The 19,533-nt window shown below is 47.5% G+C and carries 16 protein-coding genes; 5 read left to right on the top strand and 11 right to left on the bottom strand.

Going from position 1 to position 19,533, the window contains the following annotated elements; translation table 11 throughout:
- Positions 1-48 precede the first annotated feature (48 nt).
- Positions 49-567, bottom strand: coding sequence for a GbsR/MarR family transcriptional regulator (locus tag ACSHX2_RS06645; protein WP_435691800.1), 519 nt, complete (start codon positions 565-567; stop codon positions 49-51).
- A 296-nt stretch (positions 568-863) separates the two neighbouring features.
- Positions 864-3,635 carry a bifunctional aconitate hydratase 2/2-methylisocitrate dehydratase gene (locus ACSHX2_RS06640; protein ID WP_435691798.1) on the bottom strand — a complete coding sequence of 924 codons (2,772 nt, stop codon included), beginning with the start codon at positions 3,633-3,635 and terminating at the stop codon, positions 864-866.
- Between the two features lie 445 nt (positions 3,636-4,080).
- On the opposite strand from ACSHX2_RS06640, the gene rlmN reads away from it, so the two are divergent.
- Positions 4,081-5,160, top strand: a complete 1,080-nt coding sequence (gene rlmN, locus ACSHX2_RS06635; protein WP_435691796.1) for a 23S rRNA (adenine(2503)-C(2))-methyltransferase RlmN — start codon at positions 4,081-4,083, stop codon at positions 5,158-5,160.
- Positions 5,161-5,301: 141 nt separating this feature from the next.
- On the opposite strand, the gene ACSHX2_RS06630 is transcribed toward rlmN, so the two are convergent.
- Together ACSHX2_RS06630 and ACSHX2_RS06625 are read right to left on the bottom strand one after the other, a co-directional pair.
- Positions 5,302-5,586 (bottom strand): DUF6172 family protein, encoded by a 285-nt coding sequence (locus tag ACSHX2_RS06630; protein WP_435691794.1) that lies wholly within the window; start codon positions 5,584-5,586, stop codon positions 5,302-5,304.
- Between the two features lie 258 nt (positions 5,587-5,844).
- Positions 5,845-6,132 carry a hypothetical protein gene (locus ACSHX2_RS06625; RefSeq protein WP_435691792.1) on the bottom strand — a complete coding sequence of 96 codons (288 nt, stop codon included), beginning with the start codon at positions 6,130-6,132 and terminating at the stop codon, positions 5,845-5,847.
- 136 nt (positions 6,133-6,268) lie between these two features.
- Here ACSHX2_RS06625 and ACSHX2_RS06620 point away from each other — a divergent pair, with 136 nt between their 5' ends.
- Positions 6,269-7,009, top strand: coding sequence for an NYN domain-containing protein (locus tag ACSHX2_RS06620; protein ID WP_435691790.1), 741 nt, complete (start codon positions 6,269-6,271; stop codon positions 7,007-7,009).
- 62 nt (positions 7,010-7,071) lie between these two features.
- On the opposite strand, the gene ACSHX2_RS06615 is transcribed toward ACSHX2_RS06620, so the two are convergent.
- From ACSHX2_RS06615 to ACSHX2_RS06605, 3 genes are all read right to left on the bottom strand, one after another.
- Positions 7,072-8,583 carry a deoxyribodipyrimidine photo-lyase/cryptochrome family protein gene (locus tag ACSHX2_RS06615; protein WP_435691789.1) on the bottom strand — a complete coding sequence of 504 codons (1,512 nt, stop codon included), beginning with the start codon at positions 8,581-8,583 and terminating at the stop codon, positions 7,072-7,074.
- 8 nt (positions 8,584-8,591) lie between these two features.
- Positions 8,592-10,121, bottom strand: a complete 1,530-nt coding sequence (locus ACSHX2_RS06610; RefSeq protein WP_435691787.1) for a cryptochrome/photolyase family protein — start codon at positions 10,119-10,121, stop codon at positions 8,592-8,594.
- Positions 10,122-10,321: 200 nt separating this feature from the next.
- Complete coding sequence (locus ACSHX2_RS06605) at positions 10,322-10,771, bottom strand: rhodanese-like domain-containing protein (protein ID WP_435691785.1); 450 nt, start codon at positions 10,769-10,771, stop codon at positions 10,322-10,324.
- Between the two features lie 142 nt (positions 10,772-10,913).
- Here ACSHX2_RS06605 and ACSHX2_RS06600 point away from each other — a divergent pair, with 142 nt between their 5' ends.
- Complete coding sequence (locus ACSHX2_RS06600; RefSeq protein WP_435691783.1) at positions 10,914-11,585, top strand: metallophosphoesterase family protein; 672 nt, start codon at positions 10,914-10,916, stop codon at positions 11,583-11,585.
- Between the two features lie 7 nt (positions 11,586-11,592).
- Here the strand turns inward: ACSHX2_RS06600 and ACSHX2_RS06595 are convergent, their stop codons facing one another.
- Positions 11,593-12,810, bottom strand: coding sequence for a PDZ domain-containing protein (locus ACSHX2_RS06595; protein WP_435691781.1), 1,218 nt, complete (start codon positions 12,808-12,810; stop codon positions 11,593-11,595).
- The gene (locus tag ACSHX2_RS06590) at positions 12,800-13,714 is read right to left on the bottom strand and encodes a S1C family serine protease (protein WP_435691779.1); all 915 of its coding nucleotides are present in this window, start codon (positions 13,712-13,714) and stop codon (positions 12,800-12,802) included. The genes ACSHX2_RS06595 and ACSHX2_RS06590 overlap by 11 nt, the downstream gene beginning before the upstream one ends.
- A 217-nt stretch (positions 13,715-13,931) precedes the next feature.
- On the opposite strand from ACSHX2_RS06590, the gene ACSHX2_RS06585 reads away from it, so the two are divergent.
- Both ACSHX2_RS06585 and ACSHX2_RS06580 read left to right on the top strand, forming a co-directional pair.
- Positions 13,932-16,160 carry a transglycosylase domain-containing protein gene (locus ACSHX2_RS06585; RefSeq protein ID WP_435691777.1) on the top strand — a complete coding sequence of 743 codons (2,229 nt, stop codon included), beginning with the start codon at positions 13,932-13,934 and terminating at the stop codon, positions 16,158-16,160.
- A gap of 19 nt (positions 16,161-16,179) precedes the next feature.
- The gene (locus tag ACSHX2_RS06580) at positions 16,180-17,844 is read left to right on the top strand and encodes a transglycosylase domain-containing protein (RefSeq protein ID WP_435691776.1); all 1,665 of its coding nucleotides are present in this window, start codon (positions 16,180-16,182) and stop codon (positions 17,842-17,844) included.
- Here the strand turns inward: ACSHX2_RS06580 and ACSHX2_RS06575 are convergent.
- Both ACSHX2_RS06575 and dnaN read right to left on the bottom strand, forming a co-directional pair.
- Entirely contained in the window at positions 17,841-18,305 is a 465-nt protein-coding gene (locus tag ACSHX2_RS06575) for a SixA phosphatase family protein (protein ID WP_435691774.1), read from the bottom strand. The genes ACSHX2_RS06580 and ACSHX2_RS06575 overlap by 4 nt on opposite strands.
- A gap of 80 nt (positions 18,306-18,385) precedes the next feature.
- The gene (gene dnaN / locus ACSHX2_RS06570) at positions 18,386-19,483 is read right to left on the bottom strand and encodes a DNA polymerase III subunit beta (protein WP_435691772.1); all 1,098 of its coding nucleotides are present in this window, start codon (positions 19,481-19,483) and stop codon (positions 18,386-18,388) included.
- Between the last annotated feature and the right edge of the window lie 50 nt (positions 19,484-19,533).

Genomic DNA, 19,533 nt, shown 5'->3' with positions numbered 1-19,533 from the left:
TTTATAAATGCCGCCTAACGGAATGTTAGACGGCAGAAAGTCTTCTACTTACCCGACTCCTAACAGCTTGGCTGCTATCTTCAGAGCTGGCCCATATTTTAGTCTACTAATTTTATCTCCAGCGTTGCTGGCAAGCTGAGCAAAGCCTTCTAGCTCCTTCATCTGCTGGTGAAACGCAACACCCTCAGCCGTTTTATCATTCTCGGTATTTTCTGCGCAGTCTTGTAGTAAAGTGAGTGCTGGGTCGATCTCACGGCGCTGGCGTTCTTTCAGCACTAGCGTGAACATCTTCCACACATCCTTCTCAGCTTCGAAAAACTCCTTACGTTCCCCCTTCTTCACCACGATGCGAATCAAGCCCCAGCTGACTAGATCCTTCAGATTAGTATGGGCATTGCCGCGGCTGATCACCAGATCCTCCATCACCTCATCGGTGCTCATCGGCTCAGGGCTGACCATTAGCAAGGCATGTACCTGTGCCATTGTACGGCTAATTCCCCAGCTGCTACCTAGTGCTCCCCACTGCGCAATAAACGCATCCTTTGATTCTTTGAATTGCTCACTCATGTTTGTACTTTCAGTAAGTACTGAAAACTAAACCGCAAGTAAAGATTATATTTTCAATAATTACTGAAACTTAATGAATCTTCATAAAGTTGAGTCATATCCCTCCCACATTCGTGAGATTAGCAAAATTCGTGGTGAAATCCGTTTCATCAATCCGTTTCATCAATCCGGCAATTTTCGAAGATTTCGCGCATTTTGCGGTAAAAATCTCCCAAACTCCACTCGCTACCTTACCACAAAAAAAAGTGCGGTCCGTTTCCGGACCGCTCTGAAAATTTTAGTCTAAGCGAATGAACTTAGGCTGTCAGCTCTGCAACTGGTGGAGCGAAGCTTGTGAGGTTGATTCCCTCAACAGCAGCCTTATATTCCTCGATCGTTGGAATGCGACCAAGGATAGCAGAAAGCACCACGAGTGGAGTAGATCCAAGGAGCGACTCACCCTTCTTACGATCAGAGTCAGCAACCACGCGGCCTTGGAAAAGACGTGTGGATGTAGCCATCACAGTGTCACCTTTCTCAGCTTTTTCCTGATTACCCATACAGAGGTTACAACCAGGACGCTCGAGATACATCATGTTCTCGTACTCGGTACGTGCTGCGCTCTTAGGAGCACTATCGTCGAATACGAAACCTGAGTACTTCTGCAGAATATCCCAGTCACCTTCAGCCTTAAGCTCATCGATGATATTGTATGTTGGCGCAGCCACTACGAGTGGAGCATTGAACTTCACTTCACCTTGTTGCGTCTCAAGATTCTTAAGCATCTGAGCAAGGATCTTCATGTCACCTTTGTGCACCATGCAGGAACCTACGAAACCGAGGTCTACGTGCTTAGTACCACCGTAGAAATCAAGATCACGGATAGTGTCGTGTGTGTAGCGCTTGGATACATCGACATTGTTTACATCTGGATCAGCAATCATTGGCTGGTTGATAATATCGAGATCTACAACGAGCTCAGCGAAGTACTTCGCGTCTGTATCTGGTGCAAGTGGTGGTTGCTCACCTGACTGAATTTGCGCAATGCGCTTGTTTGCCTTATCGATGAGGCCCTGAAGCACTTGAGTGTCATTGTCCATGCCCTTATCAATCATGATCTGGATACGGCTCTTAGCAATTTCAAGTGACTCGATGAGTGTCGCGTCCTGAGAAATACAGATCGACGCTTTCGCCTTCATTTCTGCAGTCCAGTCAGTAAAGGTAAATGCTTGGTCAGCGAGGAGAGTGCCGATGTGAACCTCGATGATACGACCTTGGAACACGTTGTCTCCGCTAAACTGCTGGAGCATCTGAAGCTGCGTTGCGTGTACCACATCACGGAAGTCCATGTGCTCTTTCATCTGTCCTTTAAAGGTCACCTTCACAGATTCTGGGATTGGCATAGTTGCCTCACCTGTTGCAAGCGCGAGCGCCACAGTACCGGAGTCGGCACCGAATGCTACACCCTTAGACATACGTGTGTGGGAGTCACCACCGATGGTGATGTCCCAGTCGTCTACAGTGAGATCATTAAGCACCTTGTGAATCACGTCTGTCATTGGATGATAAACACCTTTCGGGTCACGTGCGGTGATCAGACCAAACTTATGCATGAAGCTCATCAGCTTAGGAATGTTTGCCTGAGCCTTCTTGTCCCAAACAGAAGCTGTGTGACAACCAGACTGGTAGGCACCATCCACGATTGGAGAAATTACTGTCGCAGCCATCGCCTCAAGTTCCTGAGAAGTCATCAAACCTGTCGTGTCCTGAGAACCGACGATATTAACCTCCACACGAACATCAGAACCAGCATGAAGTGGATCAGTGCTCGCAACACCAACGGCGTTACGGTTAAAGATTTTCTCTACCGCTGTGAGACCTTGTCCCGCATTGGAGATTTCCTTAGCTGGAGCGAAAACCACAGGTGCCTCTACTCCGAGAGTCTTAGCGGCGAAGGTCTGAAGCTTCTTACCGAAAACGATCGCATAGGAACCGCCCGCCTTCATGAACTCCACCTTCTGAGGAGTGAAAGCTGAGGAAACATCGACCAATTCCTGGTCACCGTTATAAAGCTTCTTCTCTACTGTGTTAATAGTGAGAACAGTACCAGTCTCAACTGAGTAAGCCTGCTCTAGCACAGCATCACCATTCTCATCGAGAACAGTCTTGCCGTCAGCATCAGTCTTCTTCACCCAGTTTTTAAGATCGATACCGATACCGCCAGTCACGCCGACAGTCGTGAGGAAAATTGGAGAAATACCATTAGTTCCAGCAACTACTGGCGCAATATTCACAAATGGAATGTATGGGCTAGCCTGATGACCTGCCCAGAGCGCAACGTTGTTGATCCCTGACATACGTGAGGAGCCTACGCCCATTGTTCCCTTTTCAGCGATAAGCATTACGCGTGCTCCTGCGTGATCCGCTTGAAGCTTAGAAATTTCCTGCTGTGCTTCAGGAGTGATAAGACACTTCCCATGAAGTTCACGGTCAGAACGTGAGTGAGCTTCGCCACCAGGGGAAAGTAAATCTGTAGAAATATCACCTTCACCAGCGATGTATGTCACCACTTTAACTTCTTCTGGTACTTCTGGAAGTTTTGTGAAGAACTCAGCCTTCGCATAGCTTTCTAGAAGGTCTTTGGCGATCGAGCTGCCACCTTTGTATGCGGCTTCGAGGCGCTCAGTATCAGCATCGTACAGGTACACTTGAGTCTTCAAGACCTCAGCTGCCTGCAGAGCAACCTGAACATCGTCATCAAGCGCAAGGTCGAGAAGCACTCTGATGGACGGGCCACCTTTCATGTGCGAGAGCAGCTTAAATGCGAACTCTGTTGTAATCTCCTCTACAGCAGATACGCCAAGAATGATGTCTTTTAAAAAATTGGCCTTCTGCCCAGCTGCGCTGGTTGTGCCTGGTAATGTGTTATAAACAAAGAAATGGAGAGAATCTTTTCTGTATTCGTTCTCCGTGTCTTTGATTTGCGCAATGATCTCGCTTAATAGCTCAGCGCCATCAATTGGTTTAGGATTCAACCCTTGGTCCTGGCGATCCTCAATCTCTTTTAAATAGTCTAAATACAAGCTCATGAATTCGCTGTGAGTGTCTACTTAAGTCTTCATATTTCAAGAAGATTTTCCCCCACTAGTTTTGAACAATTAGATTCCCTCATAACTCACACAAAAAAAAATACATAACACCCCCAAAACGCCTCAGATTCCCCTCTCCGAGTGCTTAGCCAGATTCGTGGTGAAATCCATCCACCGTCCTAGCTACGTAACCCAAAGGCGCGGACGTATATCCCTACGCGTCCCGACCTAATCAATTCCTATTATTACGTATCATTCGCCGTGAAACTGGTTACGTCAGTCATTCATTTTTAGAAACTTTAGCATATTTCGCTGCTAAAACATTCAATCTCCCCCATTCGTCCAATTCACGAAATTCGTGGTAGAAAAGTGACAACTACCAACTGAATACTGATGTGATGAAAAAAAGCGTGATTTTTTCTAAAATCCCTGCCACCACAGCCCCGTGAGCGCGAAACAAAACATCCTCGGAATCACCAGAGACGGTCTTGCTGACTTCTTCACCCAGCACAGAGGTTCTGCCTTTCATGCTAAGGAAGTCATGGAAGCTGTGTACCGAAACGATGTGCGTGACTTCAGTAAAGTGGAATCCATCACTGAGCGCTACCGAGCAATCCTCAATGAGCATTTCAGCATCGAGCTGCCACAGATCGTAAAAGTCCAAGGTTCTGAGGACACCACACGAAAGTACCTTTTCCAACTCAGTGACGGTCGTTACATCGAATCCGTTCTCATTCCAGCCACACCGCTCGAGGACGGAACTCGCTCTAACCGTATGACCGTCTGCGTTTCCTCACAAGTAGGCTGTGCCTACGGTTGTAAATTCTGCGCCTCAGGGCTCGACGGACTAACCCGCAACCTCACGACTGCTGAAATCATTAGTCAGCTAGTCGCCATCCGCGAACACTCAGGCAAGGTCATCACCAACGTCGTTTTCATGGGTATGGGAGAACCACTTGCTAACTTCAAGAATCTCAATCCAGCTCTCGACATCATCACTGGTCACTGGGGACTCCACCTTGCGCCACGCTCTGTCACAGTCTCCACCTCAGGGCTCGTACCGATGATCCGTAAGCTTGCCGAGCGCGAAAACCAAGTCTCACTAGCGATCTCGCTCCACGGAGCCACCGATGAAGTGCGTGATAAGATCATGCCTGTGAACTCAAAGTGGCAGGTCGCTGAACTCTTCGATGCTCTCCACTACTTTGCTAGTAAGAACAAGCAGCGTATCACCCTCGAATACATTCTCATCAAGGGAATCAACGATGAACTAGAGCAGGCAGAAATCCTCGCGGAAAAAGCCAAGAAGCTTGGCGGTTTCGTCAATCTCATTCCCTACAACACAGTCGAAGGCCTCGAATGGGAGCGCCCGTCTGATGAACATTGTAAACTCTTCCGCGACACCGTAAAGAACCTCGGCGTCATGACAACCATGCGTCTTGAGAAAGGCCACGATATCGATGCTGCATGCGGCCAGCTCCGCCTCAAGGAGATGAAAAAGACAGCTGAAGCGGCAAAGGCTTAAAGCGCCGACTAAGAATCGGCGTTCAGAACCTAGGTTAGTAGCTTCCACAAGCCAGTAACCTAATCCGTGAAATTAGTGCTATTCGTGGTAAAACACAATTCAAGAGCACTAGCTGTAATTTTTTTTACAGCTTCAACTGAGTTACTTCTTACGGCGTACTCCTTCGACAGGAATAACCTCTACATAGAATGACTCTACGGCGTCTTGCTCTGCACCATCAATTGCTGAAAAAAGCTTAGAAAGGTGAATGGTGCTTGCTTCATCAGCCACATAACCAAACTTGCAGTTGAAGTCGATAAAGTCGACTCCTTCAGGGAGCTTCTTGTTACGCTCACGCTTGATGTACTTATTAATAGAGCTTTTCGCTGCTTCGATCAAACGCGCTGGCTTTTTCTTCTCGTCTGTAAGTGTGAATACTTTTTTCATAATCAATAATTCTTCAGGGCAATCGCCCATTTGCTCAGAGAGAATCTTGAGACCAAAAGTGTATCGCCGTTGCGCAGGACTACACGCATTCACCAGATATGCAAAACAAAGTTCACGATGGTGAGCCTATAGTACAAACTTATACTATTGCTTCACTCTCAAGCCACAAAAAACGGCTTGTTGTATATATTCCATACAATCAAGCCGTGGACTTCATTTCTAGCACGCTAGAATGGGCGAAACACACCCGATATTAGCTTACTTAGTGAGTGCGTTGATAGCATCTACAGTTTTTTTGCCCTCTTTGACTTTTTTACCAGTCTCACCTGTAGCGTCTTCAACTTTATCTTCAGCCTTCTTCTGAGCTTCGTCTACTTGCTTATCCGCTTCTTTCTTAACGTCCTTTTTAGCTTTATCTAGCTGCTTATCCGCAACGTCAGAAACATCAGGGGTCTTTGGTACTTTCACTGGAATTTCAAGAGCTAACAATGATGCTGCTGGAATGAATAGAGTTACTGCGCCTACAACGATTAAAGGTAATTTCATACACCAGCAAACTAACAGCTAAGGCTTCAGCGTCAAGATCACAACAGATACAGAGTTCCCTAAAGATGCTCCCTCATAGATCCCTTTGAATGAAATATCTTCGACAAACTCCACACCAGCACCTAAAAAAACACCAATGTCTCAGAGTTTTGACCACACACCGCGCCTCGCCGTTCTGATCGATGCTGACAACACGCCAGCTAAATCCATCCCTTTTATCATGGAGGAAATCGCTAAATTTGGCACCGCAAACGTGCGCCGAATCTATGGTGACTGGAGCAGTAACCAACTCAGCGGCTGGAAAGATTCTCTACTTGACCACTCAATCCAGCCTATCCAGCAATTTGCCTACACCACAGGGAAAAATGCCACCGACATAGCCATGATTATCAACGCGATGGACCTAATGTACACTGGCCGTTTCGACGGTTTCTGCTTGGTATCCAGCGACTCTGACTTCACGCCACTCGCGGCACGTATACGGGAGCAATCCCTCACCGTCTATGGGTTTGGCCAAAAGAAGACACCGAAACCCTTTGTTGAGACCTGTGATAAGTTCATCTACCTTGAGCTCTTGCAATCCGATGAAGGCTCCGCATCTTCTGTAAAGCCAGTTACAGAATCTAAATTATTTCATTACTTTAAATCAGCGATCGATGCGACGAGCAACGACTCAGGCTGGGCCCCACTCGGCGGTGTAGGCCAGCACATTAACAATATCGCGCCCGACTTTGATTCTCGAAGCTGGGGACATGCTAAACTCTCCGATCTCGCCAAAGCCATTCCCAAAATAGAAACCAAGCATACCGACAATCAGTTCCGTATTCGCATCAAGTCTAACAAGAAGAAAGCTGCTAAAAAAGCAGCCCGACAATAAGTGTATTAGCAGAGCAACAAAGCGTCACAGCTCTGCTCCTACTCGATCAAGTAAGACTAGCCTTAGCGATGCCGTCGCCGAGTTGAGCGACTACCGTGCTTTTGATAGATTACCTGCGCCTCAGCACGTGCATGGGGTATAGCGCGCACCGCCCTTATCTTATCCTGGGCGTGACGATACGCTTCCTTATGGTTCACAATAGGTGCAGGGTAATCACGACCAATCACACAGCCACAAAACTCCTGTTCCATTCTGGGCATCTCCTCAGGTTGGGCTAAGTATTGTGCTGGTACATTTGCTAATTCAGGTACCCATTTTTTGATAAAAAGCCCCTCAGGGTCTTGATCTAAAACCTGTTTGATTGGGCTATAGACACGGATGCTATTAATTCCAGTAGTCCCACTCTGCATCTGTACTTGGCTCCAGTGAATCCCTGGTTCGTAATCCACAAAATACTGCGCGAGCACCACTCCTGTCTCACGCCAGTCGAGCCATAGGTGGTAACTCGCAAAGGACATCACCATCGCTCGCATACGAAAATTCAACCAGCCAGTCGCTCGCACAGCGCGCATGCATGCATCGACCATGGGATACCCCGTCATGCCCTGGGCCCACTTTTCTAACAGCTCTAAATTTTCACCACGTAATCCATCATACGAGCGAGCGATATTGACCCAATCAATATTGGGTTGATCTTCCATTTTCTGCATGAAATGGCAATGCCAGCGCAAGCGCGACAAATACGATCGTACACTCTGTTTCCAGACTGTGACCTTGCCCTTCTGTACTGAATCTTTGTTGATACAACTAAGCCTCTGCATTCCTACTTGATAGGCTACTTTCACAGAAATGGCACCGTAGCTGAGGTAGGGACTTAAGCGACTACAGGCATCGTAAGCTGTGACGGGGCTACTCATGGCACTGCGATACTCCATGCCTCGTTCGACCAAGAAGCTATCTAATGTCTGCCCAGCCTCCAGTTCTCCCCCTCTCTGTCTATCGATCATTAATCGGTCTTGCAGACCTAAAGCTTCAGCACTGTACACATCTCCTGGGGTTTGGATCTCAGGTGAATGGAAAGAGCTAGGTTTATCAAATACAGGTTCCCCCATCCGATCTTTCCATTGCTCAGCCCAACCATCACGCGATTTCAATCGGCGCACCACCCCATTTTGCGGGTACTCACACATGGTGATCCCCATTTCCCTCGCCCACGCCGCCACATGAAGATCTCTGGTATAGGTCACTTCATTGCCGTTTTCCTCATGCGCCCATAGATGGCTCACTGCGAAGTGACTGCGAACTCTCTCCAAGACTCTAACAACATCTCCCTTCAGAATAAGCAACTCACCGCCAATAGCTCTGAGATCCGCTCTCAGTGAAACTAGGCATTCATTAAGAAAATATAAATGGCAGGCATCAAATTCTACCGCTCGGTACACTAAAGGTTCATAGACATAAACCGCGATCATCTTGTCACCTTGAGCGCAGCGCTTCTCCACCTCGACAAAACACTGATGATCTAACAATCGAAGATCACGTTTCAACCACACTAAATGTACATTCTCCGCCATCAGCTCCCCTAGAATAGTGTGTCTCCAGGCCAGACCTTGCCCTCACGCATACATTGCCGAAACTCGTTTGCGAGCGCATGATGCTCAGCCAACTTCTCAGCGCCCATGCGATCGAGATGCCCAAGCATCATTTTCATTCTAAACTGGCTCGCGAAAAAAGTACGATGATCATCAATAAATGACCAATACAAAGCGTCCCATACCGCACACCATGGACCGCTTGGAAAATCCGACATTTTCTTCAAGTAATTAGAACCTGATAGATACGGCTTGGTTACCATAAATCCACCACTCGCGTACTGGCTCATCCCATACACATTCGGAACCATCACCCAATCATAGGCATCTACAAACATTTCCATGAACCAGCGGTACACCGCATTGGGCTCAATACGCATCAACATGAAAAAATTTCCCAATACCATGAGACGCTCAATGTGATGGGCATAGCCCTCTCGTTGGACCTTCTCCAAGACAGAATCAAGTGGCTCGAGGCCGGTTTTACCTTTCCAGACCGATACAGGAATGGCTTCTGTAAATCCCCAAAAATTTTGATTCCGCATCCAGCTGCCATGCTTGCGATAGATGATAGCGATGAATTCGCGCCAGCCAATGATCTGCCTCACGAAGCCTTCAAGGTCATTCATCGCGACACCGTTTTGTTCCGCATAGGCTATAGCGGAATCAACCACCTGCTGAGGCGTGAGTAGGCCGATATTTAGCATCGGTGTGAGCACGCTATGATACAAAAAGTCACCGCGTTGGCTTAAGGCGTCTTCATAGGTACCAAACCCAACAAAACGCTGGGCGAGGAATTGCTCTAACCACCGCTCCGCTGCACGATGGCTCAGTGGGTAGCGAAGACTATCGCCGTTGCCTACAGCTTTCACCCACAAGCCATTTTCTTCTAATTCTGCCCGAGCTTCCGCAATGATCCGTATCTCGCTCTCACTGTACTTTGTGCGAGGATCTTCAGGCACAATGGCTTTTTTCGGGAGCTTTTTTCTATTATTTTCATCAAAGCTCCACTTGCCACCATTTGGCTTTCCGCAGCCATCCACTAAGATTCCCATGCGCTTTCGCTGAGCTTCATAGAACGTTTTCATAAAGGGCTTTTTCCCTTCTGAAAAAAATTGCTCAGCCCACACTGAAGGTGTCACAAAACTAGGTGACTCAAGCCATTCGATCTCAGCCTCACAAAATCGCCTCTCCAGTTCCTTTTGGAGAATTTCATCTGTAAGCTGGCAGACTTTGATAGATTGGTAGTCGGATGCAAGTTGCTCTAGTGAGCTCACACGCTCAACAGCCACGCCTGATGCTTTCAATTGCTCCATGTACTGAAGCACACAGGCTTTAAGATAGAGGATGCGCTTTCGGTGTGGGCGAATTTCCCACTCACCTTTTCCTTGATAGAGCCAAGCATCATCCACGAGGTACACTTCATCAGCCACCTCGAGCACGGGGTGCGGCATGAACAATTGATGTGGGAAAATTAAACCAACAGATTTCACCTGATACAAATGCCACACATCACACATCTATCAAATTCAATTGTTTGAAATAAGCAAGCCACGGAAAAGTCGATCCTCCAGCCAAGACGTGATAGGCCTCTTTCGGACTGGAAATTCTTTCCATCAGCACCAACGCTAGTTACCGGAGGTGCCCTTAAAAAATAAAAAAGCGACTTCCCTAGCAACGAAAGGCTCTAGGTAGTCGCTTAAAAATTTATACTAGTGGGTTATTCAGTTGCTTGACCTGCGTCCTTCCAACCTTTGATCCCAGCACTCATGTGCTGCACATTGGTGTAACCAAGCTTCTTCGCTGCCACTGCAGCCTTTTTCCAAGCTCCACATTTAGGGCTGCCGCAATAAGCAACAACCAATGCTCCCTTGTCTTCAGGAAGTGCTGATGCGAAGTCCGCTTTTACAGCTCCAAACTCGACAGCTCCAGGAACATGTCCAGACTTATAGGACTCTGCGCCATTCACATCGATCACCACCACGTCACCTGCATCAATCGCCACTTTCAGGTCATCGACTGAGATGTCTGCAAAATTATTCTTTTTCTTCTTTTCTACCTTCTCCCCAGCCGTGTCGGCCTTGTCTGAGGCTTCATGATGTTCAGCCAACAGAAAAGACGTTGGGATACTAAATGCGAGTGCGCTGATTAATAGTGTTTTTGTTTTCATAGCACTGTAACCTAACAGCATAACCTCCACTTCGCAAGTAGCCTAACATTTTTCCATCGATAACCTGCCCCAAAGGTCAAGGCGTCAGCATAAAAACAGACTCGATGCTTCCATAAATATTTGAACTTATTAAAACTAAGCTATGGCTCTTATCATTGGTGATATTCATGGCTGTCTTTCACAGCTTAAGTCCCTCCTAGACTTCGCTCAACCCAGCTCAGATCAGACAATCGTCACCTTAGGTGACTACATTGATCGAGGTGAGGATAGTAAAGGTGTCCTCGATTTTCTTATCGAACTTAAGAAAAGCCGCCAACTAATCACTCTAAAAGGGAACCATGATGTCTACCTAGAAGAGGTACTCCGTAGCCCTACCATGTTTGATTTTTGGATGGAACCATTCATAGGTGGTTCAGCCAGTCTCGCTTCTTATGGCAACAATTTAGACAATGTCCCAATGAGCCATTCGACATTCCTTTCTGAAGCTCCTTACTATTACGAAGCGGAAGACTTCATCTGTGTGCATGGTGGGTTCGCTCCAGCGATCCCAATGGACCAACAAAAATCAGAAACCTTAATGAACAAGCGCTTTCCAGCAAGCAAAGCTCATTGCTCCGGTAAGCTCGTAGTCTGCGGTCACACTCGCCAAGTCGACGGCGTTCCTAGACTCATCAATAACACCCTCTGCATCGACACTAACGTCTTTGCTGGTGGTTACCTTACTGGCTACGATACGGAGCTTAAAAAATTCTACCAAGTCAATGCACTAGGAGAACGTAAGACATTCTTGTTAGAAGAAATCCTTTCTAAGTAGCAAGGCCTCATTCGCTTTGCTCGAGCTCTAGAATCCGCTCTTGTGCCTGTGTGATAATTTTTCGAAGCTGCTCGGTTTCTTCAGCATCATCCGCTCTCCCCACTTGTTGGCGCTGATCCAGCTTCTTTTGCCTTTGATCGAGCTTGTTAACGCTCGCTGTCATGTCTGGCTGTTTTTCTAGCTGCTCTAAAAGTTTATGAGGTGGGATAATGTAGGTCTTGATTCTACTAGCCCGAGCCGCAATCAGTCCTACGAAGTTTCCATCGATATCAAACACTGGTCCGCCAGCATCGATCGCTCTGACCTGCATATCACTCTGAAGCACTTCAGGGAAACCTTCTGCTACTTCATTAATAGCTCCCCCCATACGCTTCATTTGCTTCATGCGTTCTGGAGAAAATTGCTTCATCTCATCACTGCGAGCACCTAGCACAACTTCGGTTCTATAGACATTCTCACCACGAATAATGGAAAGGTTTACTAATTCACCCGGTTTCATCCGCTGTAAAACAATGCCTAACTCATACACTCCGTCGACTTTTTCATCATTAACCGTAGTGATAATATCCCCACTTACCAGACCTGCATGTGCCGCAGGAGCACCACGCTCTACTGACTCTAGCCGAACGCCCCCATCATTCACCGGATTAAAATCCATCCGCACACCGAGATAGGCTTTATCCGTTTCGCGCAAGCTTCGAGGGGCCACACTCACAACACCAAAACCATGTGCGTCCTTAGCTGGTCCAACAGCAAATATAAAATCACCAACGTGATCCTCAGACACTTTCAGAAAATCTACAGCTGGCAATCCACCACCATAGTCTAACAACGCTAGGTCGTATTCAAGATACACCGACTTAACGTAGGAGTCTCGCTGAATACCATCGTACCCCACGACCTGAATATTACTCCCCTTGGAAACTAGCTCACTCCACTTGGTCAACACGCCATGCTCAGTCACAGTCCCGCGCGCGACCATTCTTCCCGAGCTATAAACATTCACAGCATGCTGCCCAGCTTCTTTAGAAAGTGGCTCTATAGCCTTATAGAAAGCATCAGACTGCTTCACTAACACAGCTGCGTCGCTTATTCTTACAAAAGGCAAACCGACCTTGGCGAGGTCGTGATTCTGGGCGCTGGCCCCAACTAGAGACAGAGCCAAAATACCAACAGCTAATAATCCATTTCTCATACTACTATCTATCAAAAATTTATTGTTCATTTAAATCAGCCAAGCGCATCAGAGTCGCCTCTATTTCCATCTCTGCGCCACTACGTATGACCGTCAACTTCACCTGCTGCCCCGGTCTAAAGCGGTGTAGTTCAAACACTAATTGGGTACCGTCTTTGACCTCGATTTCATTCACAGAGGTGATTACGTCCCCTTGCTTCACACCAGCTTTCTGCGCTGGGCTGTTTGGAACAACAGAGCCGACCAAGACCCCAAAATTATGTAAACCAGCTATTTCAACTCCAAGAACAGGTGAGTCGCTGTTCGCAAATGGATTTGAAGAAAGACTCCCCCAAGTTTCACCATTCATCAGACGCTTCCAATCCGCAAGTAAGCCACTGATTCCAGCGTGATTGTTCGCCTTATAGTTCTGACCGATCGATGAATTAATCCCGACCAAACTGCCATTTATATCAAAAATAGGCCCACCAGAATCGCCACCGATAAGAGTACAGTCACTAGTAAAATAGCCATTCACATTGCGCGACACCATGCGGCCAAACCGTACGGGTGGCTGGCGCAGAGGATCGTGCCCACCAGCATGCCCCATCGCTACGAGAAAATCCCCTACCACCAGTTTATCTGAGCTACCAAGTTCAACGAAAGGATAAGCACCCTCCTCAGTGATCTGCAGCATCGCAGTATCTTTAGTACGGTTACCCCCTAGGACTCGAGCTGTAGTCTCTTTCCCATTTGGAAAAATCACCACCATCGTCTGCGCCCCTTGGCTCACGTGAGCAGCGGTAAGAATTAGCCCTTGTTCATTGACTACGACCCCACTGCCCCAAGCTCCCGTTCGCTCAGATGTGAGAGCCACTGTCGCAGGTTGCGTCCTTGCTACCACATCGTGTAGCTGTGACTGTAGTTCCTTAATTTCCTCTACGCTCTTGACCATCGGTGCAGAGATCTGAGCGCATACGTTATTACTTACGATTGCGGTCAGAGTTATTATAAGAGTGCTCCAATTTTTAAATACTGTCATTTTCTTCAGTGATATAGCGTTACCATACGTCCTTTTTTTTCATTCTGAAAATGAATTTTCAGTAGGACTTGTAGGATTTTTAGCGTATCCATCTCACAGGCTGCCAGAATCGGCGGTCTCCCGCAACATCATGGCAGCCAAAAAGACAAAATCAGCTAAGCGCAAAACAGCCAAAAAAGCTACTAACCGCAAGCGCCAAAAGCAGCGTAGCACTTTCTTCAGCCTCCTTTTTTGGCCTGTGACTTTGGTGGATATTGCCACAAAGAAATGGCACCCCTTTTGGAATGGCTGCGCACGCTTCATCACAACCTGCTTTGTGATTGGATTTACTATTTCTCTCGCTGCGGGCGGTTTTTATTGGGTGAGGGCGTCTAGTTACGACTTAGATAAAGTCACCGAAATGCCAGCGCGCTCGATTGTTTACGCCAACGATGGGAAAACGGAAATTGGCACGGTCCACGGCGACAACCGATTAATGCTAAAATTCAATCAAGTAGCCCCCTCTTTCAAGCAAGCTCTTATCGCCCGTGAGGATGCACGCTTCTATAAACATGGCGCCATAGACTTCCGTGGACTCGTTCGTGCATTTTCTCGCTTCGTCTCGAGAGGTAAAAAAGAAGGAGCTTCTACCATCACTATGCAGCTGGCAGACAACACCTACAGCTATGATGGAAAATCAATTGACGGAAAGCTCTTAGAAATGGCCTTGGCCATACGTATTGAAAATCGATACAGCAAAGACGAAATCCTAGAGAACTACATGAATCGTATTTTCTGGGGACATTCTATTCGAGGTATCGAATCAGCATCTCGTACCTATTTTGAAAAGCCCGCAGCCCAACTTAGCCTCTCAGAAGCGGCTATGCTTGCTGGTATCATTCGCGGCCCAAACACCTTTTCGCCATTTGTCGACTATCAGGCGGCTAAAAACCAACGCAATGTCACACTGGGGCGCATGGTACATTATGGATTTGTCACTCAAGATGAGTCCGATCTAGCAAAAGCGGAAGAACTTGACGTGCGTCCGAATGGTCGCCGGATTATTCACGATTCCTACGCAATGGACGCCATTCGCCGTGATCTTGATGTAATCTTGGAACGTCACAATATCGAAATGGGCGGACTCAAGGTCACAACAACGATCGACCCGACATTGCAAAAAGCAGCCGAACTCTCTGTTGAAAAACGCCTCCACACTGTCGAATCTCGTTCAGGGTACAAGCATCAAACCCGGTCACAGTTCCTACAGATCCCATCAAAGCAACGCACAGCACCAAAGTATATCCAGGGCGCAGTAGTCTGTATTGATAACAAAAGCGGGGCGATCAGAGCTATCGTCGGCGGACGCAATGCCGATGAATCTAAGTTTAACCGAGCTCTCTACGGCAGACGCCAGATTGGCTCGATCTTCAAACCCTTCGTCTACATGACAGCATTCGATAAAGGGATGCAACCAGGAGCATGGGTACGCGACAGCAGAATTCGCCCAGGTGAGATCAAGGGCTCCTACGGAAATTGGTCACCAGCAAACTCCGATCGAACCTACGAAAACATGATGACTGTCCGCGAGGCTCTAGCGCGTTCACGCAACACCGCCTCAGTCCGGATTGGTGATTACGCACAAATAGAAAACGTTTTAGAAACTGCAAGAAAAGTGGGTTTTGACCAAAAAATTCCTGACACGCCAGCCACCTACCTTGGAGCTTTCGAGGCCACACCTCAGCAAGTAGCACAAGCCTACAGCGCATTTCCAAATGGCGGAGTCATTTACCGCCCATTCATCATTGCACAAATTACCGACGCTGAAGGCAATGTCGTTTACCCTGGATCAGGTGCTATGCCCTACCAAGCCGCCAAAACTGGCTCTGCCTGGTCAGTATCTAACACACTCCAAGAAGTCACTAGCCGTGGAACTGCGGCGTCCTTGCGGAGCACTTATGATTACGAAGTTCCATGCGGGGGTAAAACGGGAACCACGGACAACTACCGAGATGCCTGGTTTGCGGGATACACTAGCAGTCTGACATGCGCAGTATGGGTTGGAATGGATGATAACAAACCTACTGTCCACCGTGGCTACGGCTCGACCCTAGCCCTTCCTATCTGGGCGGATGTCATGAAAGCCGCAAACCCGAGCCAGTACCCAGCGCACTCACTAGAGCCTAGCTTGCCCTTCCAGAAGATCCGACTCTGTCGCTATACGTCACAAGTCGCAACTCCGGGGTGCGAGCAACAACGCACTGCATACACAGCAGAAGTACCAAGTGACTTGATTCCTAAGCACACTTGTGACAATCACCCGGTGCGAGCGCAAGTAATCCAAGAAGGAACCCCACCAAGGGCAATCCCAGCTCGGTAAAATAGAGCAACACCTCCCCATGGACTGGAAATCTGAGCAGAATACAAAATCACCAATGACAAGTTGGATGCCTGAATGGCTTCAGCTTTGTGTCAGGGTAAGCCTTCGCCTTTTTCTCATTGGCGTCGTAGTGGTCCTTCTCATTGCTGGCTATTATGGCTATCGCGCTCAACAATTCGACTTAGACAAAGTTGCGGAACAACAGCAGCAAAACTTATTGTTAGACACAAGCGGACTCCAGCTGCAGCTCAGCAACGCAAAGTTCAAAGACTGTATAACAAAGGATGACTTACCGCAGCACCTCGTGGATGCGCTCATCGCTCGCGAAGACACTAATTTCGAAAGCCACTGTGGAATTGATTTTAAAGGTCTTATCAGAGCAACAGTACGAAATATCAAAGATCTCTCCTTCACCCAAGGAGCCTCCACCTTAAGCATGCAGCTAGCACGGAACACCTATGATATCAAAGCCAAATCAATCAACAGAAAGCTGCTAGAAATAGCACTAACCCTCCGGATAGAGCAACACTACAGCAAAGAACAGATCATGGCGTTCTACTTGAACCGTATCTACTTCGGCTCCGGCTGCTACGGGATCGAGCAAGCATCACAAAAGTACTTTTCCAAGCCGACTAAAGAGCTAAACCTTTCTGAGTCGGCCACACTTGCGGGTATTATCCGCGGTCCCCATATTTTTTCTCCATTACGTAATCTAGAAGCCGCTCAGGAACAACGTGATCAAGTCTTGGCTCGCATGGTCGACATTGAACGCATCACTCCTGAAGAAGCAGCTCAAATTGAAGAGACCCCTCTCGTCGTTCACCAATCTGACTCTGACAGCTCAAACTCCGTTCGCGGTAACCCCTATGCGATGGAAGCTGTCGATAGGCACCTTCAGGAAATCCTCGCAGATGAAGATGTCCGTGAAGGGGCGCTCACGATTCAGACGACTTTAAACCAAAAAATTATCGAAAAAGCACAAAAAGACATCGATCATATTTTGTTAGCAAATGGTGATGAACAACTCCAAGCAGCTTGCGTGATTCTTAATCACAAGACTGGAGCTATCCATTGTGTGATTGGAGGAAAGTCATACAAAGATAGCCCTTTTAACAGAGCAGTAGACAGTAAGATTGATCTCGGAAATGCTTTCACCCCATTCATCTACGCAGCAGCTCTCGAGCGTTCAAAAACACCGATCAAAGGGCAGCCCACTCAAACGGGTAAACAATTAGAGGAAAGCGACATGGTCGGCATAGCCAAACGGTTCGGCTTCAAGGGTCCTTTCAACACCGATGAAATATTTTATGGAAGAGCTGTCTGCTCCCCACTGGATTTGGCCACAGCCTATGCCACGCTTGCCAATGACGGGAAACGCCCACACACCTATTACATTCAGAAGATCAGTAACCAATTAGGTGACACTATCTTCTCTAACTCTCCCGCGCCCACACCGGCTATCCAGCCCGGCTCAGCGAAAGCCACACTCGACCTACTCAATAACTTCAAAGGGATTACCAGTCACAGCACATCAGCATTCGGAGGGAGAGCACTCTGGTCTATGGCTAAGGGAAATAATCTCACCGCCGTGCTTTGGTTTGGCTACAACTACCCCAAACCTATCCCTAAAAGCAGTGAGCTGATCAAACAGATGCGCAAAACCACCCATTCGTGGGTGAACTAAAACCGAAGTATCTCACTTAACAGAGCACTGTTAGCTGGCGGGTCAAAGCTCTCTAAAACGTGCACGCTCGCTTTTTTAACATGCTCTGGCGCACTGATCTCATTCAGTAAATGGTGGAGTAAAAAGTACAGATCTGGGTTATGGCCCACTATAGCGACACGTTCAAACTCTCTATATGCTGTGAGTTCCCGTACTGCCACTTCTGGTCGCATTCCACAGCGAAGCCAATCCACTGTGTGAGCACTACCTAGCTTAGCCACCTCACATAAGATCTCAGCGGTTTGCTTAGCGCGTAAAATGGGGCTCGTAAGCACAAGCTCAGGCTTCTCTGAGTTTCCCAGAAAATAGTCACCTATCCTGCTCGCTTGAGTTTGGCCATCCGCAGTAAGCGCTCGTTCACCACCGCTAGACGCATTTCCATAATCCATAGCCTTGGCATGACGAATCACATACAGTCTCATAGAAAAATCATAATACCTTTAATAAAAAATGCCGACCATGAACTTAGCATGGTCGGCATTTGAAAAAATTAGGCGGTTACTTAGTTAGTCACACGCATCGGCATGATCACGTAGAGGAAGGAACCTTCAATACGAATAACCCCTGGGCTCATTTCATCAATGAGGTCGAGGTAGATTTCTTCGGTATCGAGATTTTTCAAGGGAGCCATGAGGAAGTCAGGGTTGAACGCGATCGCGAACTCAGCACCGGAGTAGGTCACATCAATACGCTCAGATGCTTCACCAATATCTTGTGAATTCGCCATGACATCAATGCTATTAGCACCGAAGGCTAGCTTCACGGAGTTTGACTTATCTGAAGCAAGAAGCGAAACACGACGTACAGTTTCAAGGAAAGCCACACGGCTCACCTGGATTCGTTCCGATGTGTTGTTAGGAATCACCTGACGGTAGTTAGGGTAATTCCCTTCGATGAGCTTAGAAACGAGAAGGCTTCCATTAATTTCGAATGCCACTTGGCTATCAGTGAGGCGGATGATCACATCACCTTTATCCGTAAGAAGACGCTGAAGTTCTTGCACAGCCTTAGATGGGATAATCACATCGGCTTCATTGCTTGCTGGGAATTCGAGATCGTTTTCCACCATTGCAAGGCGACGGCCGTCAGTTGCAACGAGTGTGATCTTTCCTTCTTTAAAGGATGTGTAAATACCATTGAGCACGTAACGTGTCTCATCTGTCGAAATTGCGTATGAAGTTTTCTTGAGTGAATCTAACAACACCTCTTGAGACATCTTGTACTCTTTTGCCTCTTCGAATTTTGGAAGCGGAGGAAACTCATCTTCACCGAGACCAATGATCTTGAAGAACGATGGGCCAGACTTAATGCTAGCGTAGTTTTTGTTGTCTACAGAAATCTCTACATTCTCAGCAGGAAGCTCACGAATAATACTCACGAGACGCTTTGCAGGAAGTGTGGTAGCACCCTCTTTTTCTACATCTGCCATGACTGAACCACTCACACCTACATCGAGGTCAGTTGTGGTTAATTTCAGTTCGCTGCCAACTGCTTCAATAAGCACGTTAGAAAGGATCGGAAGTGTAGTGCGGTTACTTACTACATGCTGCACCTGTTGGAGGGCATCGAGAAAGGACTGCTTAGAGATCGTAAACTTCATAAAGATAAGGCCGTTGTTAGTAATTTCTGTTACCAGAAGCGGTGATGTTC

It is taken from the genome of Rubritalea sp., assembly GCF_051252225.1.
Lineage (GTDB): Bacteria > Verrucomicrobiota > Verrucomicrobiia > Verrucomicrobiales > Akkermansiaceae > Rubritalea.
This window is presented reverse-complemented; position numbering and strand designations above follow the sequence as displayed.

Bases quoted from the DNA above. Each gene is read 5' to 3' on its own strand.
- ACSHX2_RS06645 (WP_435691800.1), bottom strand. From the start codon at position 567: ATGAGTGAGCAATTCAAAGAATCAAAGGATGCGTTTATTGCGCAGTGG.
- ACSHX2_RS06640 (WP_435691798.1), bottom strand. From the start codon at position 3,635: ATGAGCTTGTATTTAGACTATTTAAAAGAGATTGAGGATCGCCAGGAC.
- ACSHX2_RS06630 (WP_435691794.1), bottom strand. From the start codon at position 5,586: ATGAAAAAAGTATTCACACTTACAGACGAGAAGAAAAAGCCAGCGCGT.
- ACSHX2_RS06625 (WP_435691792.1), bottom strand. From the start codon at position 6,132: ATGAAATTACCTTTAATCGTTGTAGGCGCAGTAACTCTATTCATTCCA.
- ACSHX2_RS06620 (WP_435691790.1), top strand. From the start codon at position 6,269: ATGTCTCAGAGTTTTGACCACACACCGCGCCTCGCCGTTCTGATCGAT.
- ACSHX2_RS06615 (WP_435691789.1), bottom strand. From the start codon at position 8,583: ATGGCGGAGAATGTACATTTAGTGTGGTTGAAACGTGATCTTCGATTG.
- ACSHX2_RS06610 (WP_435691787.1), bottom strand. From the start codon at position 10,121: ATGTGTGATGTGTGGCATTTGTATCAGGTGAAATCTGTTGGTTTAATT.
- ACSHX2_RS06605 (WP_435691785.1), bottom strand. From the start codon at position 10,771: ATGAAAACAAAAACACTATTAATCAGCGCACTCGCATTTAGTATCCCA.
- ACSHX2_RS06600 (WP_435691783.1), top strand. From the start codon at position 10,914: ATGGCTCTTATCATTGGTGATATTCATGGCTGTCTTTCACAGCTTAAG.
- ACSHX2_RS06595 (WP_435691781.1), bottom strand. From the start codon at position 12,810: ATGAACAATAAATTTTTGATAGATAGTAGTATGAGAAATGGATTATTA.
- ACSHX2_RS06590 (WP_435691779.1), bottom strand. From the start codon at position 13,714: ATGGTCAAGAGCGTAGAGGAAATTAAGGAACTACAGTCACAGCTACAC.
- ACSHX2_RS06585 (WP_435691777.1), top strand. From the start codon at position 13,932: ATGGCAGCCAAAAAGACAAAATCAGCTAAGCGCAAAACAGCCAAAAAA.
- ACSHX2_RS06580 (WP_435691776.1), top strand. From the start codon at position 16,180: ATGGACTGGAAATCTGAGCAGAATACAAAATCACCAATGACAAGTTGG.
- ACSHX2_RS06575 (WP_435691774.1), bottom strand. From the start codon at position 18,305: ATGAGACTGTATGTGATTCGTCATGCCAAGGCTATGGATTATGGAAAT.
- dnaN (WP_435691772.1), bottom strand. From the start codon at position 19,483: ATGAAGTTTACGATCTCTAAGCAGTCCTTTCTCGATGCCCTCCAACAG.